The following is a 24855-nucleotide window of genomic DNA, read 5'->3' as shown; positions in this document are numbered from 1 at the left end:
GTCAATGTTTGGTCGCTCCTACAAGGAAAGAGATGCGGCAAACAATGCCGTCAGAATGAAACGAGACCTCAAACGTTCCGTCGAGATCGCGCTGTATACAGCGCTCGATCAAACGCAACCCCAGGCCGCGCCGTTTGGGTTCAATAACCTGCGGCCCGCCATGCTCGCGCCATTCCAACGAAAGCAATGCGCCCTCCGCATGCGGATGCGTGGTCCAGCTTATCGACACCCTCCCCGTAGCAACCGTAAGAGCACCGTGCTTCAGGGCGTTGATCGCAAGCTCGTTCAGCGTCATCGTAAGATTCAGCGCAATGTGAGAACTAACCTTAATTGGCGGGCCCATAATGCAAACAGGACCAGGCTCATGCCCGAAAACCGGCACGATAACTTCGTAAACAAGCGAGTCGAGAGGAGAGTGTCCCCAATGGCGTTTGGTCAGCAAATTGTGAGCTCTAGATAGAGCCAAGAGTCTAGCTTCAAATCGCTGATAACCCTGTTCAGCGGTGTCAGCATTTCGTGCGGCTTGCGCCGCTAACGACTGTACGGTAGCCAGGGTATTCTTCACTCGATGATTGAGCTCGTCGATCAGTACCTTCTGGTTGTTTTCCGCTCGCTTTCGCTCGGTGATGTCGACAAGCACATTGATACCGCCGACTAACGTGCCTCTTGCGTCATAGAGTGGGGTGGGGTACGGAATGAAAGGCACACGAGTACCATCAGGGCGTTCGGCGATAGCCTCTGCCCCTCGTATTGGACGGCTCTCTTTCAGTGACATCGCCATTGGACATTTATCGTGGGGAAGCGGCGATTCGTCTGTGTTTAAGAGACGCCAAGTTATGCACCACATATCACCCACCTGAGGAGTCCGGCCAGCCAGTTCCACACAAGCTCGGTTGTAGAAAGCAATACGACCTTCCGCATCAGTTGTGTACACCGCAGCGGGCAATGCTTCGAGAAGATTACGCAGATGCTGCTCACTTTCCCGTACCTGCTGCTCCATACGATGCGCGATCGTGACGTCTTGGATCACGCGCACTCCATAACGGAAATTGCCAGAAGGATCTCGCACCGACGAGCTATGGATGTCTAGATAGACCGTCTCACCGTCAGCCTTGAACGCCCGCTTTCGAAGTACATAGTGATCAAGCTCACCGGCAACCTGGCGTGCGTAAAGGTCAGCATCCTCTTCAACGGCCTCTGCATGGGTGTATCCCAGGAAGGTCATCGCCAGCAGCTGCTCTCGCGTGCGGCCTAGCATGCCGCAAAGTGCGTCATTTACACGTAGCAGACGTCCATCTATATCAGCCTCAGCGATGCCAATATTAGCCGCTTGATAGGTGGCATGGAGCCGGTCATCACTTTCACGCCGCGCTGTTTCAGCAGCATGGATATCGGTAACATCAATCGTGAAGCAGCGGGTATTAAAAAGCTTCCCAGATTCGAAGCGTGCATTTGATGTGATCAGCACATGCTTAACACCGCCGCTCTTAGTGCGGAGTCGTGCGGGATAAGATTCGAGGCTCTCGCCAGCACCAAGCTTTCCCAAGATGTCGCCGATGACAAAGGCGTCAACGTGGAAGTCCGTGATACGGCGTCCAATATATTCGTCTGCCGTATATCCCAATAGCGAAAGCTCTGCCTTGTTAGCACGCAGAATAATGCCATCTCCGCTGACGATGTGCAGGCCCACCACGCTGTTGTCGAAAAAGTCCTCTAGATCTGCGCTTTTACGTACTAATTCGTTCGTCAGAGCATGGTGCGGCGAAACATCTTGGAAAAAACTTATCGCTCCCTGTATTGCGCCGTGTTTATCTCGAAGTACGCGAGTATTCATCCGGGCTACCACCCGCGTGCCGTCCGGACGACGAAATACCACATCAGAGTTCTTTGATTCGACGCCAGTTTTAACCGTTTTCGCCAGCGGGCATCGTTCTGCAGAGAGTGGAGTGCCATCCGGCAAGAACAGCTGATAGGCGCCACAGAACTGATCTCCGTTACGCCCGAGCACAGGAACCCTTCCCCATAGCCGAGCCGCCTCGGTGTTATGTCTGACGCCCCACCCCTCGTGATTGCATAGAAAGACGGCGCACGGAAAGGCATCAAGCGTGTCCGTGCTGAGAGAGAGTAGGTTGTCGTATTCACTGAGCGCTTCAGGAAGTTTCTGGGTATTAGACATCGGATTTATTCCTGATTCTCGTCTCGGATCAAACGCCACCACGGGCGACAGCCAAAAGCGACATCGTTCGAAGCCATTCCTAAGTAGCGCATCGTTTGTATACGCAGCAATGCAAGCGCTCTCCCCGGGTTCCCAGTGGGCATTCAACGTGCGGCTTTGCGTGAACGCCGATTTTTAGGATGCAGCGATTGACGATAGCTGTTGTTCGCAACCTTGGTCATCGACAAAAAAGAGCGTCATAGGGAAGCATGACGAACGCCTCATGTCGACTATTTAGTCAGCGATACCCGCGTGCGTCGATGCCATGAAAATTGCTACCTCACGAAGGCATCCGAGCTAGCTTAATGGTACGCCGAGCACACCCAGCCATAACAGTCCTAGGACTGGCCTTTTAGACGCATCCGTGTATGCTCCATATCAGCTACTTCCTCAAAAACCGGTTAGACGGCACTGCGCGGTGGTGTAGCAGCTCGCAGCAGCACGCGCCTACCTCTTCCGTCCCGTGACTGGCGCGCTCTACGATGCGGTTATGAGACCATCCGCTCGCTGCTAGTCGTACTTGATTTGACGTTCAGTAAATTTAATGGATGACGTGACCCTGCTGGCTACATAAACTCGCCGGCGCTTATCAGTCACCTTGCTGGAAGTGCTCATGGACGTTAAATATCGCAATAACCTTCACCTATCAGGTACGGGTCCAGCCACCTTGATTTTTTCTCATGGTTTCGGCTGTGACCAGACCATGTGGCGCTATCTAACAGGCCACTTCACCAAGTGCTTCCAGGTGATTTTGTACGATCTCGTCGGCGCTGGTCGGTCAGATGTGAGCGCGTATGACTGGACGAGGTACGGATCGCTAGATGGATATGCCGAAGACCTTAACGAGATAATCGACCAGTTCGCCAGCGGACCGGTAATTTTGATAGGCCATTCAGTAAGCGCGATGATCGGCGTCTTGGCTGACCGGCAGGTGCCTGATCGCATCGCTGCTCACATCATGGTCGGGCCTTCTCCGTGCTACGTAAATTCCGAGGACTACGAAGGGGGCTTTACCGCAAACGACATCGAATCATTGCTCGACAGCCTGGACGACAATTACCTCGGCTGGTCCAGCAACATGGCGCCTGTCATCATGGGGGCACCAGGGCAGCCCGAGCTAGGCGCAGAGCTGACCAACAGCTTCTGCCGTACTGACCCCGAGATAGCGAAGCATTTCGCTAGGGTGACCTTCATGTCGGACAATCGGAAGGACGTCGCCGGCTTAGCTACGCCCACTCTGATCCTGCAGTCTACTGACGACCTAATTGCGCCCCTTGCGGTAGGCAAATATCTTCATGAAATGATGCCTAAGAGTGCGCTTGTCATAGTAGAAAATTTTGGTCACTGCCCCCACATGAGCGCGCCGGACGCCTGCGTTGATGCGATGGACACCTTTCTGCTTCCTTGGAAAGGCTAAATGCAACGCGATAAAGCTCCAGAGTCCTACCTGCCGATGCTTTATGAAGAGGCGCCTTGCGGACTGGTAGTGACAAAAGAGGACGGGACCATACTGCGTACCAATCTTACGTTCAGCCAATGGGTCGGTTTCCGTGTACCCGAACTGTGCGGCATGCGTTTTCAAGACCTACTTACTATGGGCGGGCGCATTTTTCATCAAACGCATCTGGCACCGCTGATGAAGTTGCAAGGGTCTGTCGCTGAGGTAAAACTCGACCTGAAGCATCATGACGGGCAAAAAGTTACGATGCTTTTGAACGGGATCAGGCGCGAGCGTGATGGTGGTATACAGCATGAACTTGCGCTATTCACGATCTATGATCGAGACAAGTATGAAAGGGAGTTGCTAAAATCCCGGAAGCTTGCGGAAGAGTTGTTACAGCAGAAAACCGCTGCAGAGGTGAATCTCCGTCTGGCTCAAGCGGAGCTAAGCAATGCCTTCGAAAGCGCTCAGCAACGTGCGTTGTTTGCGGAGCAGATGGTCGCTATTGTAAGTCATGACTTGAAGAATCCGCTAACGGCTATAAAGATGGGTGCTGACGTTCTCGCACGCGGCGAGCGAACATCCAAAGAAAGCAATGTAATCGGCTGGATAAAGCACTCAGCTGACCGTGCGGAACGTTTGATCGCGGACCTGTTAGACTTTACGTTGGTTCGCGTTGGGCGCGGTATTGTCGTTTCTCCTCAGTCGGTGGACTTACACGATCTAGTCCATCGAAGCATCGAAGAATTGCGGGTTACTTTTCCGAATGCGTGGCTAGTCCACGAGACCGTAGGGGTTGGAAATGCGTATTTGGATGCCGATCGAGTACAGCAGCTCATCGGTAATCTAGTCAGTAATAGCGTAGCGTACGGCGATTTAGCGCAGCCCATTTCAATAGCATCAAGACTGGAACATGACATGGCATACGTATCGGTACAGAACGAGGGTCCCGTGATCCCTCAGTCATTGTTGACTACATTATTTGAGCCGCTGATCCGCGGCGCAGCCGTAGAAAGCGGCATACGCAGCGTCGGTCTTGGTCTATTTATCGTCAATGAAATCGTCAAAGCGCATGGCGGACAGGTCTCGGTCACTTCTAATGAGCTCTGCGGCACGTCGTTCACCGTCTCTTTTCCGCTCGGTTCGGCTCCATTCGTCCAACCTCAATAGGAAAAGTGGTGACGCTGTTTTTCGAACTCGCGCTCTTTTTTAAGGCGCTCGTCGCTGTTTAGCTGTTCCAAACGCTGCTTCAGTTCTTCAATAGCGGCTTCGGTCTGACGGTATTCTTGGATCAAAGACATAGTGGTTTTCTCAACTTATATGATGATCGTCGTTATAGCGCTTATTGTTAGGAATAACCAGTAGCTATTGAAAATATTACTGTGGTTTCGATGGCGCGGCAAAAGATCAGCTCTGATAGATTGGTCCATCACTATCAATGCGAAATGATTAGCAGTCATAGGTGCCAATCCTATATGAGCTTAGTCAGTTCATATAACGCTCTCGCGAGTGGTGACCGAGCCGATTGACGTAGCCAAACCAATCCCACCACTCGCGAAGGGTAGGGAGAGGGGAGTTTCCAGCGCTTCGTGCGAGGGTCAGGCAGTCCCATTACCGGCCAGTCTGGGAGAATGGAAACACCAAACCCCTCGGCTACCAACTGAGCAATATGCTCAATGCCATCCAGCTCGAAACGTACCCTTGGCTGGATGTCATGGCGGCGTAGGTACTCGTCGGCCATCCTTCCGGCGACCACGTTCCTGTCGTACTGGATGAAGGGCTCCCGTGCCGCCGTATGCAGAACGTTGCGAACCTTCATCTCAGCGGGTGTAAGCAGGATAAGTGGCTCCTCCCTGAGCGGCTGCCAGACACAGGTTTTATCCAGGGCGAACGTGGGATGTACCAGGATGGCCGCATCCAGTTGACCGGACATCACTCGTTGCAGCAGCGTGGCAGAGGTCCCAGGCTCGATGAATATCTGCGTTTCAGGATAGGCACTCATCCATCGGCGCAGGATAGCGGGAAGCATCCCCATCAGCGCGGTTGGCGTAGCGCCTAACAGCAACGGCCCGGCAGGCAATGCCGTATCGGAGGCAGCGGAGCGCAAATCTCTTACACAGCGAAGTACATCGCGTGCCTGCTCGACGATGCGCGCTCCCACGACCGTTGGCTTCACTGTACGCCCAACCCGCATGAGCAGTTCACAGCCAATTTCGGCTTCCAGCGCCTTCATTTGCTGAGCGATGGTCGTGGGGGCCAGGTTCAGCCGGCGAGCGGCTCCGGCAATCGAGCCGCTTTCCACCACTGTGACGAAGCTGTTGAGAAATCGCGTATCCATTCGACGTACTTTACGTCATCTGAATGCGGTGAAAGCACATTTGTTGGATTCCTCTAAAGGGGCAAAGTCTTCGGACAGCACTCCAATACCTGAGGAAGAACCGTGGCCACCATTCAATCCATCGACGTCTGTGTCGCTCGCATCCCCCTCGACAAGGTCACCTACCTCGCCAACCGTACCGTGGTCGACCGTCACTATGGCCTGGTAAAGATCCGCAGCAGCGACGGTGTAGAAGGCATCGGCTTCTGCTACGTAGGCAATGCCGCCGGCGAGCTTTTCCGCGTGGCGGTGGAGCAGTTGCTGGCACCGGTGATCATTGGCCGCGACTCCCTGGCGGTCGAAGGCCTATGGAAAGAGATGTACCAGGAAGCCTTGCTCCAGGGGCGCATGGGCACTGTAATGCGTGCCCTCAGTGCCTTGGACATAGCGCTCTGGGACTTGAACGCCCGGACTGCCAGGCTCCCCCTGCACAAGTACTTGGGAGCAGTCGAGCTGGAAACCGTGCCCGCATACGCCAGCGGTGGCTACTACGTGGACGGCAAGACCGCCGACCACGTTGGTGAGGAGATGGCCAGCTATGTAGAGCAGGGCTTCAGCGCCGTGAAGATGAAGACAGGACGCTGGAGCCCGGCGGGCGAAGAGTCACGGGTCAAGGCGGCTCGCGAGGCTATTGGCTCCGACGTCGAGCTGATGCTGGACTGCAACAACGGCTGGATCGATACCGTTCAGGCGATGCAGTACCTGCGCCGCTTCGAACAGTACGATCCCTATTTCATCGAAGAGCCCTTCAGCCCGGATGACATCGAAAGTCATGCTCGCCTGGCAAAGCTGACCCGCATCCCTGTCGCGACGGCCGAAATCGGCTACGGCCGCTGGTACCACAAGCAGCTGCTGGACATGGGCGGCGCATCCATCCTGCAGACCTACGCCGCCGTGTGCGGCGGCATCACCGAATGGCGGCGAATCGCGGCGATGGCCGCCGGCTACGGAATCCAGATGTGCCCCCATTGGTTCCATGACGTGCATGCGCCCCTGGTTGCCGCTACCCAGAACGCTCGGTACGTCGAATTTTTCTGGGATGACCAAGTGCTGAACTTCCGGCGCCTGCTGGATCGGCAAATGACGCAAAAGAAAGGCCACGTGGTGCTGCATCAGACGCCTGGATTGGGCTTTGACTTCGATGAAGCCCAAGTCGCCAAGTATGGCCGCTGGACTACGGTCTCCCGATAAGATCCGACGCTGCGAGGACATCATGTCTATACCAAACGTACTGCAGGTCGGCGAATTTCCCGCCGCTCAACAGCGAGTCATCGATGCTGAGCTGCGGCGATACACGGAGGCGGATCTGCAGCGGGACCCTGCGCTGGCAGCGATGGTTGAGGCCGTCTTGACCCGTAGCAGCTATCAATTACCTGCGGAGTTAGTCAGCCAACTGCCGAAGCTCAAGATCATCTCGACCTCCGGCGTAGGGTTTGACGGGATCCCTCTCGATGCTGCGCGCAGCAAGGGTGTGGTGGTGACCAATACACCTGGGGTTCTAGACGCCGCGGTTTGCGAGCTCGCGATCGGACTGCTGCTATCACTGCTGCGCCGTATACCCTCCGCTGACCGGTTTGTTCGGGACGGCACTTGGGAGAACAAGATCTTTCCATTGGCGTTAAGTCTGGCTGGAAAGCGAGTAGGCATCGTGGGGCTAGGGCGCATCGGCCAAGGAATTGCGCGTCGTCTGTCTGCCTTCGACGTTGACGTAGCCTACTGCGGGGAGGAGGTAAAAGATGCGCCCTATACCTTCATGAGTGATCTACTGGCGCTGGCTACCTTTGCAGACGTTCTCATCCTGTGTTGCCCAGGTGGTGAGCAGACCTACCACCTTATCAATAGCAAAGTACTGTCATGCCTGGGCACTAACGGCTTATTGGTCAATGTGTCGCGGGGCACCGTTGTAAACGAAGCGGACCTAATTGATGCGCTGGAAAACCGCTTGATAGGAGGTGCCGCGCTGGATGTTTTCGAGAAAGAGCCACTGATCGAATCCAGATTGGTCGCGCTGGATAATGTGATTCTTACCCCGCACGTGGGCTCTGCCACCGAAGAAACCAGGCACGCCATGCTTCGCCTTGCGCTGGATAACATCCATAACGTATTTGCCGGTCGAGACCCCCTGACTCCAGTTCTTGGTTAATGCGTTACAGACGACACTCAAGCAAAGAATCTAAGACACGCCTCTGCGGCACCAAATAACGTCCATAAGAGAAATGCCCCATGACCATTGGATTCAGAGTATTAGAAGCACAACGCAAAGTCGCTGCCGATTGGGTAGCGCGCTACCGGGAAGTTCCAGTCGCCAATGTCAGCGATTCCATGAATCGGATGACGGCTGGCGGTTCGCGCATTCGTCCCGTGCATCGCCAGGGCGTACTGGCCGGCCCGGCCCTCACCGTAAAGACGCGTCCAGGCGACAACCTCATGCTCCACTACGCCTTGAACATTGCCGAGCCAGGCGACGTCATCGTGGTGGATGCCGGCGGTGACCTGACCAATGCTCAACTGGGCGAGATCATGGTGTCCTATGCCGTCAAGCGCGGTGTCGCCGGCATCGTTGTCGATGGCGCCATTCGCGACGTGGCCAGCATTGGCGCGGGGGACTTCCCGATGTTCGCCGCCGGCGTCTCGCACCGTGGTCCCTACAAGGATGGACCGGGAGAGATCAACGTGCCCATCGCCATCGACGGTATGGTCATTGAGCCGGGCGATTTGATCATTGGCGACGATGACGGCCTGCTGTGCGTGCCTTACGACCAGGTAGCCGAAATCTACGACCGGGCTGCCGCCAAGCATGCTGCAGAAGAGAAGCAGATGCGACAGATCGCCGAAGGCACGAACGATCGCAGCTGGGTCTTGGCCGCCCTCAAGCAGAAGGGTTGCGCGTTACCCTAAACATTTTCGGTAATCAAAAAGGCAGCCATGCGCTGCCTTTTTTCATTCTTGGGTGTTCAATTAGGGTGGGCCCCAAGCAACACGCCCTTCGTACATTGTGTTTTGTACGGTTTCGAGCTGAAAGCTATCGCTATTTGGTACAGCTTCTAAACCACACATCAAAGTCATACGCACAGGCCGGTACGCGTTGGGTTAACGTTTGACCGTAATAGGTTAAATGCGCATAAGTAGCGATTACGTTAAATCGCTTACAAACTATTTCCGTGCAGTGACTCCAGCCGGACGGTCACTTCAGCAAGATCAACCGAGCCGTGCCTCAAGCAAGCGTTTGACGACGCTGCGATCTTTCCCCTGAGACTTCATCAGCCTATCCAGAAGTGCATAGGAGTCCATCCCGTCGAAGGATCTGCCTGGTGACGCGATGCGTAGCGTCGGATCAGCGCCATGCTCTAGCAGGAGCTTAACCAGATCAGCGCGATTGAACAGGATCGCTGCATTGAGGTGGCTCAACCCTGACTCGTCTACAAAGTCGTTGACTGGGCAGCCAGCCTTCAGCACGGCTCGCGCCATCCTCAGCAAATGGTCTTTGCTGATGAAGCTCGGTTCATCGTAGGAGAAATTGACGAAATTCAACGTTGGCCGGACCAAAACCGTTTGGCCGTTGGTGATCTGAAGAGTACAGCCGCCTGAGTCCAACGCTTTGATAGGGGGTTCCGCATAGCTGCTGTGACCCAAGGTAAACAACACTGCAAATGGAAAGGCTTTGATTATTTGGATACGCACATTCCCTCCATGGATAGGGCTCTTGATGCTTCTGGCGCCTTGCGCGGGCTCAGAATCGCATCTACTTCATTCGTTTGATAATGATACGTGTGTGGCCTAGACCTTGTTGAGGCCCCGCGTCGTTCGGTGTCTATGGACAGGGCTTGTGGAGCATTCTAGTAGCTTAGCCGTCCCTCGCACCGACATCCCCCTGGCAAGGCATTCTCGGATCCGCGCGTGCAACTGTTCATCCCTCGGTCGCCCTTTATAGACTCCCGCCGCCTTCGCCTTGGCGATGCCCTGGGCCGCCCGAGCGCGTCGCGTTTCGTAGTCCTTCCGGGCGAACGCCGCCATGAATTCCAAGAACATCTGGGCTTTTACTCGTGTCCCTCGTCCACCACCAGCAGGTCGAAGTAGCCGTCCGGGAGGTAGCGCTCGATGAACTCGGTCGGTTGGTAGCCGCCCTCGCCGAAGCCGAGCTCCAGGTTGGCCATCGCGCGCTCCATGCGCTTGGCCTGGCGGTCGCTGAAGACGAAGTCGCCCTTGGCGTCCATCAGGTTGATGAACTCGTGGACGTTGTCAGCCGAGCATCGTGGCGAGAAACTCTTCGCCGAAGTCCGCCACCAACTTCTCGGCCCCGATGGGGCCGATGGTGGGTATGCGGCACATCGACTTGAGGATCACGCTGCGCCTGTCACCGCCGGCAGCCTTGCCCGGGCGCATCAGCGTCCAGAGGGACGCCTTGTACTTCGGGCACTGCCGGCGCCGCTCCTCGCGCTGGAAGTCCTCCAGGGTGAGGGAGTTGCCTTCCTCGTCCTCGAGCACGCGACCACAGTCCGTGCAGCAGGCCAGTCTCCGCCCGCTGGCGGCGCAGCGCGTACCGCACGCCAGCCGCCAGTGGAGGCCCATCCGCATCCGCACACGGCCCAGGATGAAGAACTCCTGACGACCATCGTACGGCTCGCCCAGGGCCTGGCGGAGCTGAGCAGCTTCACCAGGGTATCCTGCGGCCGGCGCCGAGGTGATGGTCAGGACCTGCCCCGGCGTTTGGGGTCCCGGTGTCATGTCCCAGGCCTGGATCACGGGCACGAAACGGTCGGTCAGGATCCGTGATTCCAAGACGTTGCCGTCCTCATCCTCGGTGAACCTGGTGCGGCTGACCTTCTCCTTGTAGGTGTCGCCCTTGAGCACCAGGACGCGTCCATTGGGAGAGGTGACCACGCCCGAGATCGCCCCGGCCGCGAGGGCCAGGTGCCATTGCGACAGCGCCTTGACCGGTGGTCGTGGTACTTGGCCAGCCTGACAGCTCCGTGACGGCGGCTGGCACACCATAGGGTTCCCCGAGCGATACCTCCGGTAGCGGTTCGGCCTAGGCCTCGGAGCGCTTCTGCTGTTAGCTTGTCTTTTCTGCGACCGCGGGCGCGAAGACCATGACAGACCGCCAATTGATCATCCCCGACAGCATGAAACTGCTTGTCGAACGTGCGGGTTATGTACCGGCAGTGAAGGTCGGCAAGACGCTCTATTGCGCAGGGCAGGTGGGCCGTACGCCGGAGCTGGAGGTGATCCGGGATCCCGAGCAGCAATTCCGGGCAGCCTGGGAAAATCTCCGAATGGTCTTGGCAGCGGGTGGCTGTACGTTCGAGGACGTGGTGGAATTGACGACTTTCCACGTCGACCTGCATAGGCACATGCCTGTCTTCAGGCGCGTGAAGGATGCCGTGTTTCCCAGAGGGACGTGCGCCTGGACCTGCATCGGCGTCGCCGAACTGGCTCGTGCCGGACTCCTCGCAGAAATCAAATGCATCGCCGTGCGGCAATAGACTTGGCCGCCTCCGCCTGTTCGGCCCGATGGCTCTGCCTCTGCAGGGTCTCGCTCAGCTCGGCAACGCTGGCTGAGCGAGTCGGAGCACTCGTCTGCTCAGCCAGGTGTTCGCGGTTCTAGCTGCCGTGAAGGTGCAGCGGACTCTTGGCGAGAGCGTTCTTTCCTGTCACCAGCGTGGTATCGCCGGTAGAAGGTCCGGCTGCGCCTTGTCCGGGTTGCGGAGACGGATCAAGGGCTGCAGCGCTCAAGATCTGATGGTCAGGTGAGCGTTCATTCATTCGCCTCCGCGAACCCTGGAGGTGATCTTTCCAACCGATGCAGGAAGCACTGTGATGAATTCAGATGGCAGCGAAGGCTCTGTGGGCTACCTCTTGCTGGGCTACGTCGATGCCCGCCTGTTGGCGCTGTACCAGGCCGGGGTAGTACCCAGGCTCGAACTCGCGCGTACCCAGGCTGCGCTGACCGCTACGGGCCAGGACGATGGAGCGGCGGTTCCTTTGTACATCCAGCAGGGCGCTGCGCACGACTTCTTGCCCAGGTCGGGCCCGAGCGAGTCCGCTCAGGCGGCTGGAGCGGGTGAACCGGCGTCCGTCCCCTCGCTGGACAGCCTGTCCAGCCCTGTCGCGGCGGATCGCACCGAGGATGCCGAATGGCATTCCTTCGATGCACCTGAACAACCGCTGGAGCTGCCGGATGAGGACGTGGAGGACTATTCCTTGGAAGAGCGTCTCGAAGCCACTCGCCTGGCGTTGGCGGCGCTCGAAGCGGGGGAGGAGGTCAGCGTTCCGCTGCTCAGGCAGGCATCCGAGAAATAGTGGCAATTAGCTATATATAGGGCTAAGGTTAATAGCCTTAACCTCAGACTGTGTCATCCTAAGCACCTTCTCCGCCGTTTCTTGCACTATGACCACCTCTCGAAGACCGCCTCGCGGTGCAGGCCGCACGGCCAAGCCCGATTCCCTCCGCGCTGCTCATGAGCAGATCACCCGCAACAGCGGGACCCTCGCCGATATCGCCGACCTGATCGAGATGGAAGGCAAGGTTAGGCCAGGACGTCAGCCGCCGGGGCAGCCCACCCGCGCCCGGTCCGAAGCCGGCAACCCGGCAGAGGCCTCCAAGGCAAAAGTGGCCGGGGAGAACAGCCGCGGTGATTTCCTGGTGCAGCCCGTGTTCGGGATACCGCTGGTGGCGCTGCTGGTCTGCGCCCTGATCCTGGGCGCTGCGGTAGGGGTACCGCTGGGTGTGGTCACCTATGGAAGCGCGCTCTGCACGGCGGTGCTGGATAGCCTGGCGATCTTCTAGACGAGCCGGTGGCCTCTTTGCAGGCTGCCGTCATGAGGCGAGCAGGCGACTAGCGGCCGTGTCTCAGGCTTCCAGGGACGCCATCAGCTGGAGTTCCTGACCGCTCGGAGCGGCCGCGGGCCTGCCCAGCAGATAGCCCTGGGCGAGCCGGACACCCAGATGCTGCAGCAGCGCCAGTTGTTCCGGGGTCTCCACGCCTTCGCAGAGCACCTCGAGCTTCATGGCCTCGCCCAGCAACAACAGGGAGGTCAGGACCTGGCCACGCTGTTCCTCGTCCTGGATCGCCAGGATTCGGCGATCGAGCTTGATCAGCTGGAAGGGCAGTTCGAGGATGGGGCCCAGGCCGGCGAAGCCGCTGCCGAAGTCGTCCAGGGCCATGCGGATGCCCAGCAGCTGGAGGAGGGCGAAGGACTGGCGGGTCCTGGTATCTATGACCAGTTCCACCCCTTCGGTGACTTCCAGCACGAGGCGGTTGGGCGCCAGGCGCGAGAGTCGGAGGGCCGCAGACACCCGCTCGTGCAGCATGGGATCGGCGAATTGCAACGGCGAAAGATTGATGGAGACGCTCAGATGCGGGGGCCACTGACTGGCCGCGAGACAGGCCTCCTTCACCACCCACTCGCCCAGGGCGATGATGAAGTTGCCCTGTTCAGCCAGCGGGATGAAGACCTCCGGCGAGACCATGCCCAGGGTCGGGTGCTGCCAGCGCAGCAGTGCTTCGTAACCCGTCACCTGCTTGGGCTCGACGCGATAGATGGGTTGGTAGTGCAGCAGGAATTGGTTGCTCGCGAGCCCCTTGCGGACATCTTCCGGGGTGAGCAGCTCGGCATGGTCGAGCGGTGCGCCCAGGATGGCATCGACGCCCCCTTCGAAGACCCGGTCACGGCCATCGCGCTTGGCGCGATAAAGCGCGCGGTCGGCACAGTCCAGTAGGTCGTCGGCGCTGCTCAGACCGGCCAGGCCGCTGCGGGCGATGCCGATGCTGACGGTGACCTGGGTCTTGTCGTCCTGACGCCCCTGGTGCGGGATCTGCAGGTCACGAACGCGTTCCAGGATGGCCTCCGCCACGTCCAGCGCCTCGGCCGGGCCGATCCGGTCCAGAAGGACGACGAACTCCTCGCCACCATAGCGACCGATCCTGTCACCCGGGCCCAGCCCGACCGCCAGGGCCTTGGCCACGGAGCGCAGGCAGTCATCACCGGCGAGGTGGCCGTAGTAGTCGTTGTAGCGCTTGAAGTGATCCACGTCGATCAGCAGCACGGCGCCTTGCTCTCCAGCCAGGCGCCGTTGCCAGAAGGCTTCCAGGAGCGGGCGGAGCTGACGACGATTGGCGAGCCCGGTAAGGGAATCCGTTTCCGAGAGGATCTGCAGATCCTGATTGGCCGAATTGAGTGAAGCCAGGCGGACTTCTTCACGTAGCTTGTAGAGATAGGATCGGCGCCCTTCGACGTTGAGCCAGTAACTGGCCAATAGCGAAAAGAACGCCATCACGATGGCGTTGGTCATCATCAGCCCGCCCACGATCGGTGACACCGGCGCTGCATGGACGGCAAGGGCGATCACCGAGAGGGCGAAGCCGTTGAACAGCAGGGCCGGCAGCAGCGGACTCTTCATGCAGGTGTTGACGAAGGCCAGCATCAGTGGCCAGGTGAAGATGAACAGCGTCTGGTTCATCTCCCTGCCCGCGGGACCATTGATCACCAGGTTGTAGACCACCAGCAGGCCCACGTAGAAAGGCAGCAGGGCCAGGGTTTCTCGCCAGCGCACCGGGACTACCCGCAGCAGCAGCACGATCCACAGCGCGAAGGGGGTCGCGATCCCCAGCATCTGGGCGGCAGCCCAGGGCAGGGCGTCTTGCAGCAGCAGCCACCACCAGATCAGAAAGCTGTCGTAGCTCAGGGTGCCGATGAGCAGGCAGCGAGTGAGGTGACGCGTGCGCTGCTTGTGGATGTCCAGCTGAAACAGGCGCTCCAGCACCGAGGCGAAGGCAAGGGGCCCGACCGGCACAGCAAGCGTCTGATCGACAAGCCGACCCAGCTCTGGTGAGGTTTTCATGTGTGACCTGGACTGGCAGGGGAGATATCAATGTCCGATAACTGACATTGATAATATCAATATGATGGCACTTTATGACCGGCCGCTGGCTTAGGGATTCAGCCGAAATGACCGGCGGTTGAGTTGGAGAACCTGACGGCTCGAGCCTCTCCCGCAGGCCGCTGTGGGAGAGGCTCGGGCTGTTCTCAGACCTGGAAGCGGCGGGTCATCTCCTGGAGGCGTACGCCGATGCGCGCCAGCTCCGTGCTGGAGGAGGCGGTCTCCTCGCTGGCAGCGGCGGTCTGCTCGGAGATGTCGCGGACATTGGTCACGCTGCGGCTGATCTCTTCACCCGCCGTGCCCTGCTGTTCCGCTGCGCAGGCGATCTGCTCGTTCATCGACTCGATGTCCTTGACCGACCGGGTGATGCGCTTGAGCATCTCGCCCGCCTCGCGGGACAGGCCGACACTGCTCTCGGTCAGCTGCACGTTGTGGTCGAGCACCGTCGCCATGCGATCGGTGCTCTGGTGCAGACCGGTGATGAGCTGGGCGATCTCGTCGGTCGAGGAGCGGGTGCGCTGGGCCAGGCCGCGGACCTCGTCGGCGACCACGGCGAAGCCGCGTCCCGCCTCGCCGGCGCGGGCGGCTTCGATGGCGGCATTGAGCGCCAGCAGGTTGGTCTGCTCGGAAACGGCCTTGATCACGTCGAGCACGCCGCCGATGCTGTCGGCATGATCGCGCAGGGTGGCCATGGCGAGTTTGGTCGATGCCATTTCGCCGGCCAGCAGCTCGATCTGGGCGACCGCCTTGCTGACGGCCTGGTCACCCTGCTGGGCCTGCTGACTGGCCTCGAGCGCCGAGCGCGCGGCGGCCCCGGCGTTGCGCGCCACTTCGTGGGTGGTCGCCGTCATTTCCTGCATCGCAGTGGCGATCTGATCGGTCTCGACCTTCTGGGATTGCACCCCGGCACTGGTCTGCTCGGTCACCGCCGACAGCTGCTCGGCGGCACTGGCGACCTGAACGACGCCATCCTTCACCTCGCCGATGAGCCCGCGGAGGTTGCTAGTCATCTGCTGCATGCTGGTCTGCAGCGCGCCCAGTTCATCCTGGCGGGTGACATCCAGCTGGTGGGTGAAATCACCGTTGGCGACCGTCTGCGCCAGGAGGACGGTGTCCTTCAGCGGGCGGACGATGGACCGGGTGATCAGCCAGGCGCCCAGGAGCCCCAGGGCGATCGCGATGGCCAGCCATGCCAGCAACAGCTGACGTGCACCGCTCACATCCGTCAGTTGGAATTCCTTCTGGATCGCAGTGAGCTTGTCGGCCACCGATAGCAACGTGGTGATGGTGGTGGTGATACCGGCCTGACCCTGATCCACCTGGACCTGGGTGGTGATCAGCTGTTGCAGGCGCTGCTGGTAGCCGGCGAGTTCATTGGCAAGCTTCTGCAGCGTCTCGGTCGGCAGGGTGCTGGTCGTACCGAGTCGTTTGACCTTTGCCTGGATACTGTCCAGGGCGCCATGGGCAGCGGCCTCGTTTTCCTGGGTGGGCGTGGTGGCATAGCTACGCAGGGCAATGCGCATCTGCTGCAGGTCGATGAAGAGGGCTGCCAACTGCTGGCGATCTTCGGATCGCCCTTCCTGGGCGTTGGCCGCCGTGGCCAAGGCCAGCAGATAGGTGTTGGCCGCTCCCGCCGTCGCAGTCGCCGCCTGCTGGACGGCCGCACGCTCTCGTGTGGCGGTCACGACCTGGTTATAGAAGTCCCGATAGCGCTTGAGGGCGGCCTGGGCTTCGCTCAGCAAGGCCTCGTTGGTCTTCGAGTTGAAGTTGGGAATGATGCTCTGCAACTGGGCTTCGAGCCTGTCGAGCGCAGCCAGCCATTTGGCCGCCTGGGCATCGTCGGCCTTGACGATGTAGACGAGTCGCTCGATGCGCATGTCGCGCGCCAGAGTGCTGAATCCGGAGATGTCGCCGATTCTTTCGCTGCGATCGCGCAGGGCGTCCGTAGCCTGCCATCCGGTGTAGGCCACCAGCAGGATCATGCCGATGAGCAGTGAGAAGCCGAGCGCCAGCTTGGCCCGGACGCTGATGTTGCTGAGGAAATTCCAGCCATTGTGCTGCATGTGGACTACCTGGAGAGGAGGGCCGGGTGGAAGCACCTCAGCCGGATTCACGGTGGTTTGTTATCGCGATATCTTTAGGCCCGCGGACGGGCTCTGAATACCTGACGCCATGGAGGTGCAGTCCTTCGTTGCTCGCCGATACCGGGCGGTAGCCCGGCGGGACGCGGGGCGCTCATCGAGAGCGCCCTGAGCGTTGTGGATTGGTCTGACCCCGGTCATGGAAAAGTGATCCATGTCACGCCTTTTCCAGAGATGGCTGGTGGCTATTCCTGGATGGACGGCGCGTCGCCATCATGGGGAACCCCGGGTTTCCTCTCGGGCCAACGCAGGGCGAACAGGGTCCCCCGACGTTGATTTGCAGGGGCCGCTGACGGATTGAGGTGCCTGGCAACTTGCCAATCAGCTGGCTCGAGAACTACTGTATAAAAGAACAGTTATGGAGCCTGTGCCCATGGCCCAGAGCCAGTCATCCCAGCTGACCTCCTATGATCGCCTGACGATGCGGGTGTCGCGGCTGGTGAACAACGCGCGCGGGGTCATCGACAAGCACGTCCATGTGGAGCGCCTGGAAGCGAGCAACGAGGACTGGGAACTGCTGCTTGAAGCCTTTGGCGAGACCGAAGGACTGATCGTGGCCCATCGCGATGACGGCAGCATCGACCTGTTCTGGAAGGTCAGCTACGACGATTTCTGAGCGGTCATGACACAGCGCTGGCTTCGTAAGCGGCTTGTCGCTGGAAGAGGAGGTTGGCCATGAATATCCAGCGTCTGGGGCCTACCTGGGCCCCCGCCTACCGGCAACTGATGCTGGGCGCCTATGCCCGACATCCGGAAGCCTTCACCTCCAGCCCCGAGGAGCGGGCGGCACTGCCACTCGACTGGTGGCAGCGTCGGCTGCAAGAGAAGGACCAGGCGCAAGAGCGGGTCTGGGGAGCAACCCAGGGGGCGGATCTGCTGGGCGTTGTCGGTCTTGGCCTCGAGACACGGGAAAAGGTCCGGCACAAGGCGACCCTGTTCGGGCTGTACGTACCTGATCGTCATCGGCGTCTGGGAATCGCGAAGGGCCTGCTGGACGAACTGCTGACCCATGCGCAGGGGCTGCCCAGGCTCAGGGTCGTTCAGCTCACGGTGACCGAGGGCAATCATGCCGCCCTGGCACTGTACGGGCAGGCGGGCTTCAGACTCTTCGGCAGCGAGCCGCTGGCGGTCGCCGTGGGGGATAGCTTGCTCGCCAAGCTGCACCTCTGGTGTGATCTGGACGGGTTACGCCGCAGCTAGCGCGTCCCTACCACCCCCCCACTGCCACCCGCTCCCCGCCGGACTCTAGGTCACGGTCCCGAGCGTCATGGGATGTCGTGATACCGCCTCCAAATCGCCGCCACACCGTCATATCACCGCTCTAGTCTCGCCGCCCCAGGACAGCTTGTAACAAGTTGTATCCACAGGGCCAAGGAGAAGAGCTGATGAAACGTTCAGGTAACGAGCCCGCGATGTTGACGGTCGTGTTCGCGGCGTCGCTGTTGGCGCTTTCGGTGCAGGCGGCCAGCCGTTCGGGCAACAACGCCATCAATGGCGTCGATCTGCTGTCAGGCTACAACAAGCTCTGGACGCCCGGCGCCACTTGGAACACCGGCACGCCCACCGCCTTCGGGGCGCCCATCCTGCAGGGCAATATCCAGTACGTGGTCGACCTCGCGAAGACCCGCACCCAAGCCCAGGAGACAGCGGCCTACTACGATGACCGCCGCGACCAGAGCTACAGCCTGATCAGCGGCCTGGGTTCCCTGGCCAATGGCTACCTGGCTGGCTCCCGCGCCTTCACCACCATCCCGGTGTTCGACGCCTCCACCCAGACCACCAAGTACAACGACAACGGCAACGGTGCTGGCGACGCCAACTCGCAACTGGGCAAGGTGGTGCAGCTGGTCCAGGCGATCCGCAACGATGCCTCCACCACCCCGGCCAAGAACGCCTACCAGTATCCGCGGCCCTGGCGGCAAGCCAGCGTGGACATCGTGCCGCTGTCGTTGCGCCCGGCGCTCAGCGCCACGCCGCAGAGCGACGGCGGCTTTCCCAGCGGCCATACCAACGCGGCCTACCTGGCGGCCATGGGCTTCGGCTACGCCGTGCCCCAGCGCCTGGGCGAGGAACTCTTCCGCGCCTCCGAGCTGGGCAACAACCGCATCGTCGCCGGCATGCACTCGCCGCTGGACGTGATCGGTGGCCGCATCACCGCCACCTATTTCGCCATCGACAACCTGGTCAGCAACGCCCAGCTGCGCAGCGATGCCTTCGCCCAGGCCCAGGCCTACTTCGCCCAGCAGTGCGGCGGCGACATCAACAACTGCGTGGACAGGATCGATCCGGCCACCGACCAGCAATCCCAGCATGCCCAGGAGCGAGCGCTGTACACCGCGCGCATGACCTACGGTTTCGCCCCCGTCGGCCCGACCAACCTGGCACCGGTGGTACCGGTCAACGCCGAGGTGCTGCTGGAAACGCGCTTTCCCTATCTCACCGCCAGTCAGCGCCGCGACATCCTGGCCAGCACCGAGCTGTCTTCGGGCTATGTGGTCATCGACGAATCCAACGGCTACGGTCGCCTCAACGTGATGGCCGCGGCCGACGGCTACGCCGCCTTCAATGGCAATGTCAGCGTCAACATGGACGCGAGCCAGGGTGGCTTCAACGCCCGCGACGCCTGGCGCAACGACATCGGCGGCAGCGGCAGCCTGACCAAGAACGGCAGCGGCGAACTCACCCTCAGCGGCTTCAATACCTACAGCGGCGGGACGGTGATCAACGGCGGCACCCTGCGCGGTTATGCCCAAGCCTTCGGCAGCGGCGACATCACCGACAATGCCACCCTGGTGCTGGACCAGTCGGTCAACGGCAGCCTGGCCAACAACCTGCACGGCAGCGGCAGCCTGGTGAAGACCGGGGCCGGCTCCCTGAGCCTGACCGGCAACAGCGACTTCGCCGGTACCACCCGCGTCAACCAGGGCCGCCTGGCCATCAACGGCAACCTCGGCAATTCGGCGGTCACTGTGAATAACGGCGCCACCCTCGGCGGCAATGGCAGTCTCGCCAGCTTGCGCGTGGCCCAGGGGGGCATCCTCGCGCCTGGCAACTCGGTGGGGCAACTCAACGTCAACGGCAACGCGAGCCTCGACCAGGGCTCGATCTACCAGGTCGAGACCGATGCCAGCGGCCGCGCCGATCGCCTGGTGGCCACGGGCAGCATCACCGTCAATGGCGCCACCCTGGCGCTGGTTTCCAGCCCCTACTGGCAGCCGCTGGGCAGCTATCAGATGCTGAGCGCGGGCAATGGCCTGAGTGGGCGCTTCGGCCAGATCCAGTCAGACTTCGCCTTTCTCACCCCGACCCTGAGCTATGACGCCAACCAGGCGACCCTGAGCCTGGCGCGCAATGGCATGGCCTTCGCCGATCTGGCCGACGGCCGCAACGCCCGCGCCGCCGCGCCGGGCCTGGATAGCGCCGGGGCCGGCAATGCGTTGTGGAAGCAGGTGGCCGCGACCAACGCCGCCGGCGCCCGCAGCACCTTCCAGAGCCTGGGCAACGAACTGCACGCCTCGACCAAGACCGTGCTGGTGGAAAACAGCCGGCTGGTGCGCAATGCCATGAGCGACCGCCTGAGCGATGCCCAGGACGAGCTTCCGTCCAGCTCCGGCATTCAGGGTCTGGCTGGTAGTCGCGAGCGCGGGCTGGTCTGGACCCAGGCCCTCGGCGCCTGGGGTCGCAACGACGGCAGTCGCGACGCCAGCAGCCTGGACAGCCACAGCCGTGGCCTGCTGATCGGCAGCGACGTGCCCCTGGACGGCGGTTGGCGCATCGGCGGGCTGGTGGGCTTCGGCCACACCGATCTCGACCTGCGCGGTGAATCCGGCTCGGCAGACAGCACGGACTACCACCTGGGCCTCTATGCCGGCCAGCAGTGGGATGCCCTCAGCCTCAAGCTGGGCCTGGCCCATAGCTGGCATCGGGTGGAGGCGCGGCGCAACCTGGCGATCCTCGGTAACGACCAGCGCCTGGCGCCGGAGTACGACGCCGGTACCAGCCAGGCCTTCGGCGAACTGGCCTATCGGATCGAGCAGGGCAGCCTGAGTCTGGAGCCCTTCGCCAATCTGGCCCAGGTGCATCTGCAGACCGATGCCTTTCGCGAACGCAGCGGCACGCTGGAGCTGGACAGTCGTCGGCAGACGACCGATGCGACCTTCAGCACCCTGGGTCTGCGCCTGGCGGCCAAGCCCCTGGGTGGGCTGAAGGTGATACCGAGCGCGACGCTGGGCTGGCGCCATGCCTTCGGCGACACTACCCCCGAGCATGAGTCGGCCTTCGCCGGTGGTCCGGACTTCAAGCTGGTGGGGGCGCCCATTGCGCGGGACGCAGCGGTGGTGCGCGGCGCCCTGGACCTGGCGCTGAGCGAGACGGTATCGCTGGGGTTGGACTATGACGGACAGCTGAGCAGTCATGCCAAGGACCAGGACCTCAAGGCCCGGCTCAGCTGGCGCTTCTGAGAAAAGGCGCCCTGACCGTCCGACGGGGCAGGGCGCCTGGTCGGGACAGGGCGGCTGCCGGAAACGGACAGCCTGCCTGCGGTGAGGGCTAGAAGGACGCCAGATTGTCCGGCGTGATCAGCTGGAAGGGGACCCGGGTGAGATTGCTGCTGGTGGAGCCGTTGGCCAGCCGCAGGGCCATGTCCACCGCGCCCTGGCCCTGGCCCTTGGCGTCCTGCAGCACACTGACCGCCAGCTTGCCCTCGCGCATCTCCTGGAGCCCGTCGGGGGTGCCGTCGATGCCGCCCACCAGGTATTTCGCCAGCGGCTTGCCGGCCTTTTCCAGACCGCGGATCGCGCCGATGGCCATCTCGTCGTTGTTGGCGGCGACGATATCGAAGGCCACACCCTTGTCGACCCACTGCAGGACGCGTTCGGTCGCCTCGCTGCGCTGCCAGTTGGCCGAGGCCTTCACCACCACCTGCATGTCGGGGTACTTGGCGACGACCTTCTCGACGCTTTCGGTGCGCAGCTTGGTCGCCGGGTGGGCCGGTTCGCCCATCAGGATGGCCACCTTGCCCCTGTAGCCGGCACGGCGAGCCAGCTCCTCCATCTGCATCGTCGCGGCTTCCACCTCGTCCGAGCCGACGAAGCCGGCATAGGCGGGCAGGGGAGAGACGTTGGGGCGATAGTTGATGAACACCAGCGGCACCTTGCTGCTCATCGCCAGGGACAGCATTTCCTGGGTATTGCTGTCGTCGATGAGATTGACGATGACCGCATCGACATGGGCGGCGATCAGGTTGCGGTACTGGCGCAGTTGCAGGGCGCTGTCACTGTTGGCGTTTTCCAGGAAGAGATCGGCGTCCAGGGTATGGGCGCGTTCCTCGACATTGTTGATCAGCAGGGTACGGAAGTTGTCGCGCTTGGAGGTCAGGACGCCGATCAGCGGGGCGCTGGCCTGGGCCAGGTTGACCCAGGTGGCGGCCAGGACGAGACCGGCGAGAAGGCGAAGCTTGGGCTTGAACATGAGTCGGTCCCCCGGTCAGACACTGAAACGTTGCAGCAGCTCGCGCTGCCGGCTGGCCATGAGCGAGAGGTCCTCGCTGCTCTGCGCGGCGCTGTCGGCACCTTCGGCAGCCCTGAGCGCGGCGTCGTTGATCTGCACCATCATGCGGCTGGTTTCCTGCACGGTGGCGCTCTGCTCTTCGGTGGCAGCGGCGATCTGGGTATTCATCTCGCGGATGGTGCCGACCGCCTGGCTCATGCTTTGCAGGGCTTCTCGGGCGGAGGAGGCCAGTTGCACGCACTCCCCGGACTGGGCGCGGCTCACCCCCATGATGTCCACCACCGAATGGATCTTCTGCTGCATCTGTTCGATCTGTTGCTGGATCTCGCTGGTGGAGGCCTGGGTACGACTGGCGAGGGAACGTACCTCGTCGGCGACCACGGCGAAGCCGCGGCCCTGCTCACCGGCGCGGGCGGCTTCGATGGCGGCGTTGAGGGCGAGCAGGTTGGTCTGCTCGGCGATGTTGCGGATGGCGTCGACGATGCCGTCGATGCTCTGGCCGTAGCCCTGCAATTCATCGGTGGCCTGGGCGGCGACCTGGATCTGCCGAGCCTGGCGCTGGATGCTGTCGATGGTCTCGGCGACGGTGGTGCCGGTCGCCGTGCTCAGTTCGAAGGTGTGGTCGACCGCAGCCTTGGTGTCGATGGCGCGCTGGGCCACCTCGGCCACGGTGCTTTCCATCTGGGTCATCGCCGAGGCGGCGGAGCCGAGACGCTCGGTCTGCTCCTCCACGGCGCGGGTGGTACTGGCACTGATGTCGGCATTGGCTTGGGCGGTACGCCGGAGGTCGTCGGCCGACTGGGTGAGGGTCTCCACCGTGGTCTGCAGCGAGCGGATCAACTCGTTGAGATAGCCGCCCAGTTCGCTGAATTCGTCCTTGCGACGCACATCGAACTGGACCCGCAGATCGCCGGCCGTGACCCGGCGCAGCGAGTCGCGGAACGCCTGCAGGGGGCGTCGCAGGCCGCGTGCGACCCACAGGCCGATGATCACGGCGGCGCAGATCGCCAGCAGGGCAACGATGGCCAGAACCTGGCGGCTGGTGGTCACGCTGGCATCGGTATCGCTCTTGGCTTGCTGCGCCACGGCGACGGCACCGGCGCTGAGGGTACGCAGCGCATCCAGGGTCGCCTGCAGGGCGGTGCCGGTACGCTGGCGCTGGGCGTCGAACTGGGCCTCGGCCGCGGCCTGCCGCTCATAGGCCTGGCGCAGGCCATCGGGCGCGGTCATCTCGTGCAGCAGACGGGTGACCATCACTCCCACGATGCGCGCGCTGCGCTCGTCGATGGCGGCCAGGGCGCGCAGCCGATCCGTGATGACATCCTGCTGCTGGTCGAGCGTCACCGCCAGGCCTGGCAGATCCAGGCGGGCCGCCTGGGCCGCGAAGGCGGCATAGGTCTTGTCCGTCTCGATCAGCAGCATCTGGGCGGCGCGGACCGCCGCGGCGGCGCCTTCGGCCTTCTGTTGCGCACTGTAGGCCTGCAGGTAGCTGGACAGCCGATTGGCCTCCGGGGTGGCATAGCCCTGCAGGGTGCGGGTTTCGCGGCGGATGGCGACCAGCTGGCGGTAGCTGTCGATGAGGGTTTTCGCCTGGTCGCCATAGGCGTTGCCCAGCTTCCGCTCCTGATCGAGCGCCTGGGTCAGTTGGTCATGGTCGCGCAACAGCGCCGGCAAGCGCTGGTGCAACTGCAGGTAGTCGGCGAACTGCTGCTGGAATTGCCTCTCGTGCGTGGCGATCGGGGCGGAATCGGTCTCGGCCAGCAGACTGAGCAGGGTCTGGTTGGCACCCAGCAGCTGCACGTTGATTTCGCCGACGGCCTGGCCGAGCGGCGCGGATTGCTCGGTGATGACCGTCAGGCGCTCATGGATCGACTGGGTACTGGTGAAGCTCACGGCGACGATGCCCAGCAGCAAGAGCACCAGAAGTGCAATGCCGCCGACTACCCGTTGAAGAAGCGTCATGGTTGTTCCCTGCTTGTTATCGGTGTTGAGGCAGGAGGCCACCGGCGGCGAGCGTCATCGTGCGTCTCGATGCCTGTCCATGGCCAACATCACCGCAGCCTAGTCTTATCCCCTGACCTTTCCGCAGGTCTGCGGACGTGCGGCCTTCGCCGGGCGATCAGCTGTCGTCGACACCCGCCAGCGCTCGCGCCAGAGCCTGGCGTGCCGTTTCGCGTGCTGGACGGGCAGCTGCATCCCCTGACGGCCAGGCACGGGTCGGGGGCTCGAATAGCGCCACCGTGCGACGGACACCTCAGGTTGCGATGCTCGAGTGCCCGGCCAGAAACCAAC

General features: G+C 61.4%; 19 protein-coding genes and 4 pseudogenes. 11 read left to right on the top strand and 12 right to left on the bottom strand.

Annotation, left to right across the window (positions count from 1 at the left end; translation table 11 throughout):
• Position 1 precedes the first annotated feature (1 nt).
• Positions 2–2176: a PAS domain S-box protein gene (locus RCF34_RS04375; protein WP_308707073.1), complete on the bottom strand. Its 2175-nt coding sequence runs from the start codon at positions 2174–2176 to the stop codon at positions 2–4.
• A 652-nt stretch (positions 2177–2828) separates the two neighbouring features.
• On the opposite strand from RCF34_RS04375, the gene RCF34_RS04370 reads away from it, so the two are divergent.
• Together RCF34_RS04370 and RCF34_RS04365 are read left to right on the top strand one after the other, a co-directional pair.
• Entirely contained in the window at positions 2829–3632 is an 804-nt protein-coding gene (locus RCF34_RS04370) for an alpha/beta hydrolase (protein WP_308707072.1), read from the top strand.
• Entirely contained in the window at positions 3633–4826 is a 1194-nt protein-coding gene (locus RCF34_RS04365; protein ID WP_308707071.1) for a PAS domain-containing sensor histidine kinase, read from the top strand.
• Here RCF34_RS04365 and RCF34_RS04360 read toward each other — a convergent pair.
• Together RCF34_RS04360 and RCF34_RS04355 are read right to left on the bottom strand one after the other, a co-directional pair.
• The gene (locus RCF34_RS04360) at positions 4820–4957 is read right to left on the bottom strand and encodes a hypothetical protein (protein WP_374941140.1); all 138 of its coding nucleotides are present in this window, start codon (positions 4955–4957) and stop codon (positions 4820–4822) included. The genes RCF34_RS04365 and RCF34_RS04360 overlap by 7 nt on opposite strands.
• A gap of 170 nt (positions 4958–5127) precedes the next feature.
• Positions 5128–5994, bottom strand: a complete 867-nt coding sequence (locus tag RCF34_RS04355) for a LysR family transcriptional regulator (protein WP_308707070.1) — start codon at positions 5992–5994, stop codon at positions 5128–5130.
• Between the two features lie 102 nt (positions 5995–6096).
• Here RCF34_RS04355 and RCF34_RS04350 point away from each other — a divergent pair, with 102 nt between their 5' ends.
• From RCF34_RS04350 to RCF34_RS04340, 3 genes are all read left to right on the top strand, one after another.
• Positions 6097–7224, top strand: coding sequence for a mandelate racemase/muconate lactonizing enzyme family protein (locus RCF34_RS04350; protein WP_308707069.1), 1128 nt, complete (start codon positions 6097–6099; stop codon positions 7222–7224).
• A gap of 22 nt (positions 7225–7246) precedes the next feature.
• Positions 7247–8176 (top strand): 2-hydroxyacid dehydrogenase, encoded by a 930-nt coding sequence (locus tag RCF34_RS04345; protein WP_308707068.1) that lies wholly within the window; start codon positions 7247–7249, stop codon positions 8174–8176.
• Positions 8177–8256: 80 nt separating this feature from the next.
• The gene (locus tag RCF34_RS04340; protein ID WP_308707067.1) at positions 8257–8931 is read left to right on the top strand and encodes an RraA family protein; all 675 of its coding nucleotides are present in this window, start codon (positions 8257–8259) and stop codon (positions 8929–8931) included.
• A gap of 300 nt (positions 8932–9231) precedes the next feature.
• Here RCF34_RS04340 and RCF34_RS04335 read toward each other — a convergent pair whose 3' ends face one another.
• The 3 genes and pseudogenes from RCF34_RS04335 to RCF34_RS04325 form a co-directional block, all read right to left on the bottom strand.
• Positions 9232–9714 carry a hypothetical protein gene (locus tag RCF34_RS04335; RefSeq protein WP_308707066.1) on the bottom strand — a complete coding sequence of 161 codons (483 nt, stop codon included), beginning with the start codon at positions 9712–9714 and terminating at the stop codon, positions 9232–9234.
• A gap of 359 nt (positions 9715–10073) precedes the next feature.
• A pseudogene (locus RCF34_RS04330) lies at positions 10074–10697 on the bottom strand (DEAD/DEAH box helicase); the annotation flags it as partial.
• Between the two features lie 13 nt (positions 10698–10710).
• A pseudogene (locus RCF34_RS04325) lies at positions 10711–10995 on the bottom strand (class I SAM-dependent methyltransferase); the annotation flags it as partial.
• Positions 10996–11123: 128 nt separating this feature from the next.
• Here RCF34_RS04325 and RCF34_RS04320 point away from each other — a divergent pair.
• From RCF34_RS04320 to RCF34_RS04310, 3 genes are all read left to right on the top strand, one after another.
• Positions 11124–11516: a RidA family protein gene (locus tag RCF34_RS04320; protein WP_308707065.1), complete on the top strand. Its 393-nt coding sequence runs from the start codon at positions 11124–11126 to the stop codon at positions 11514–11516.
• A 334-nt stretch (positions 11517–11850) separates the two neighbouring features.
• Complete coding sequence (locus RCF34_RS04315) at positions 11851–12333, top strand: hypothetical protein (RefSeq protein ID WP_308707064.1); 483 nt, start codon at positions 11851–11853, stop codon at positions 12331–12333.
• Positions 12334–12421: 88 nt separating this feature from the next.
• Positions 12422–12820 (top strand): hypothetical protein, encoded by a 399-nt coding sequence (locus RCF34_RS04310; RefSeq protein WP_308707063.1) that lies wholly within the window; start codon positions 12422–12424, stop codon positions 12818–12820.
• 63 nt (positions 12821–12883) lie between these two features.
• Here the strand turns inward: RCF34_RS04310 and RCF34_RS04305 are convergent, their stop codons facing one another.
• From RCF34_RS04305 to RCF34_RS22930, 3 genes and pseudogenes are all read right to left on the bottom strand, one after another.
• Complete coding sequence (locus RCF34_RS04305) at positions 12884–14875, bottom strand: EAL domain-containing protein (protein ID WP_308707062.1); 1992 nt, start codon at positions 14873–14875, stop codon at positions 12884–12886.
• A 185-nt stretch (positions 14876–15060) separates the two neighbouring features.
• Positions 15061–15924 (bottom strand): methyl-accepting chemotaxis protein, encoded by an 864-nt coding sequence (locus RCF34_RS22935; protein ID WP_374941159.1) that lies wholly within the window; start codon positions 15922–15924, stop codon positions 15061–15063.
• Positions 15919–16896 (bottom strand): annotated as a pseudogene (locus RCF34_RS22930) (methyl-accepting chemotaxis protein); the annotation flags it as partial. The pseudogene RCF34_RS22930 and the gene RCF34_RS22935, both read right to left, overlap by 6 nt.
• A gap of 532 nt (positions 16897–17428) precedes the next feature.
• On the opposite strand from RCF34_RS22930, the gene RCF34_RS04295 reads away from it, so the two are divergent.
• The 3 genes from RCF34_RS04295 to RCF34_RS04285 all read left to right on the top strand — a co-directional run bounded on the left by RCF34_RS04295 (position 17429) and on the right by RCF34_RS04285 (position 21515).
• A complete protein-coding gene (locus RCF34_RS04295) occupies positions 17429–17671 on the top strand; it encodes a DUF1654 domain-containing protein (RefSeq protein WP_308707060.1) in 243 nt (80 codons plus the stop codon).
• Between the two features lie 53 nt (positions 17672–17724).
• Positions 17725–18255: a GNAT family N-acetyltransferase gene (locus tag RCF34_RS04290; RefSeq protein WP_308707059.1), complete on the top strand. Its 531-nt coding sequence runs from the start codon at positions 17725–17727 to the stop codon at positions 18253–18255.
• A gap of 185 nt (positions 18256–18440) precedes the next feature.
• On the top strand, positions 18441–21515 hold the full coding sequence (locus RCF34_RS04285; RefSeq protein WP_308707058.1) for an autotransporter domain-containing protein: 3075 nt from the start codon (positions 18441–18443) through the stop codon (positions 21513–21515).
• Positions 21516–21603: 88 nt separating this feature from the next.
• On the opposite strand, the gene RCF34_RS04280 is transcribed toward RCF34_RS04285, so the two are convergent.
• The 3 genes and pseudogenes from RCF34_RS04280 to RCF34_RS22920 all read right to left on the bottom strand — a co-directional run.
• Entirely contained in the window at positions 21604–22524 is a 921-nt protein-coding gene (locus RCF34_RS04280; protein ID WP_308707057.1) for a substrate-binding domain-containing protein, read from the bottom strand.
• Between the two features lie 15 nt (positions 22525–22539).
• Positions 22540–23295, bottom strand: coding sequence for a methyl-accepting chemotaxis protein (locus tag RCF34_RS22925; RefSeq protein ID WP_374941158.1), 756 nt, complete (start codon positions 23293–23295; stop codon positions 22540–22542).
• Positions 23296–23397: 102 nt separating this feature from the next.
• Positions 23398–23793: pseudogene (locus tag RCF34_RS22920) on the bottom strand (HAMP domain-containing protein); the annotation flags it as partial.
• Positions 23794–24855: the final 1062 nt, after the last annotated feature.

Origin of the sequence: Pseudomonas sp. 102515 (assembly GCF_031085165.1) — a bacterium.
Classification (GTDB): Bacteria; Pseudomonadota; Gammaproteobacteria; order Pseudomonadales; family Pseudomonadaceae; genus Chryseomonas.
This window is presented reverse-complemented; position numbering and strand designations above follow the sequence as displayed.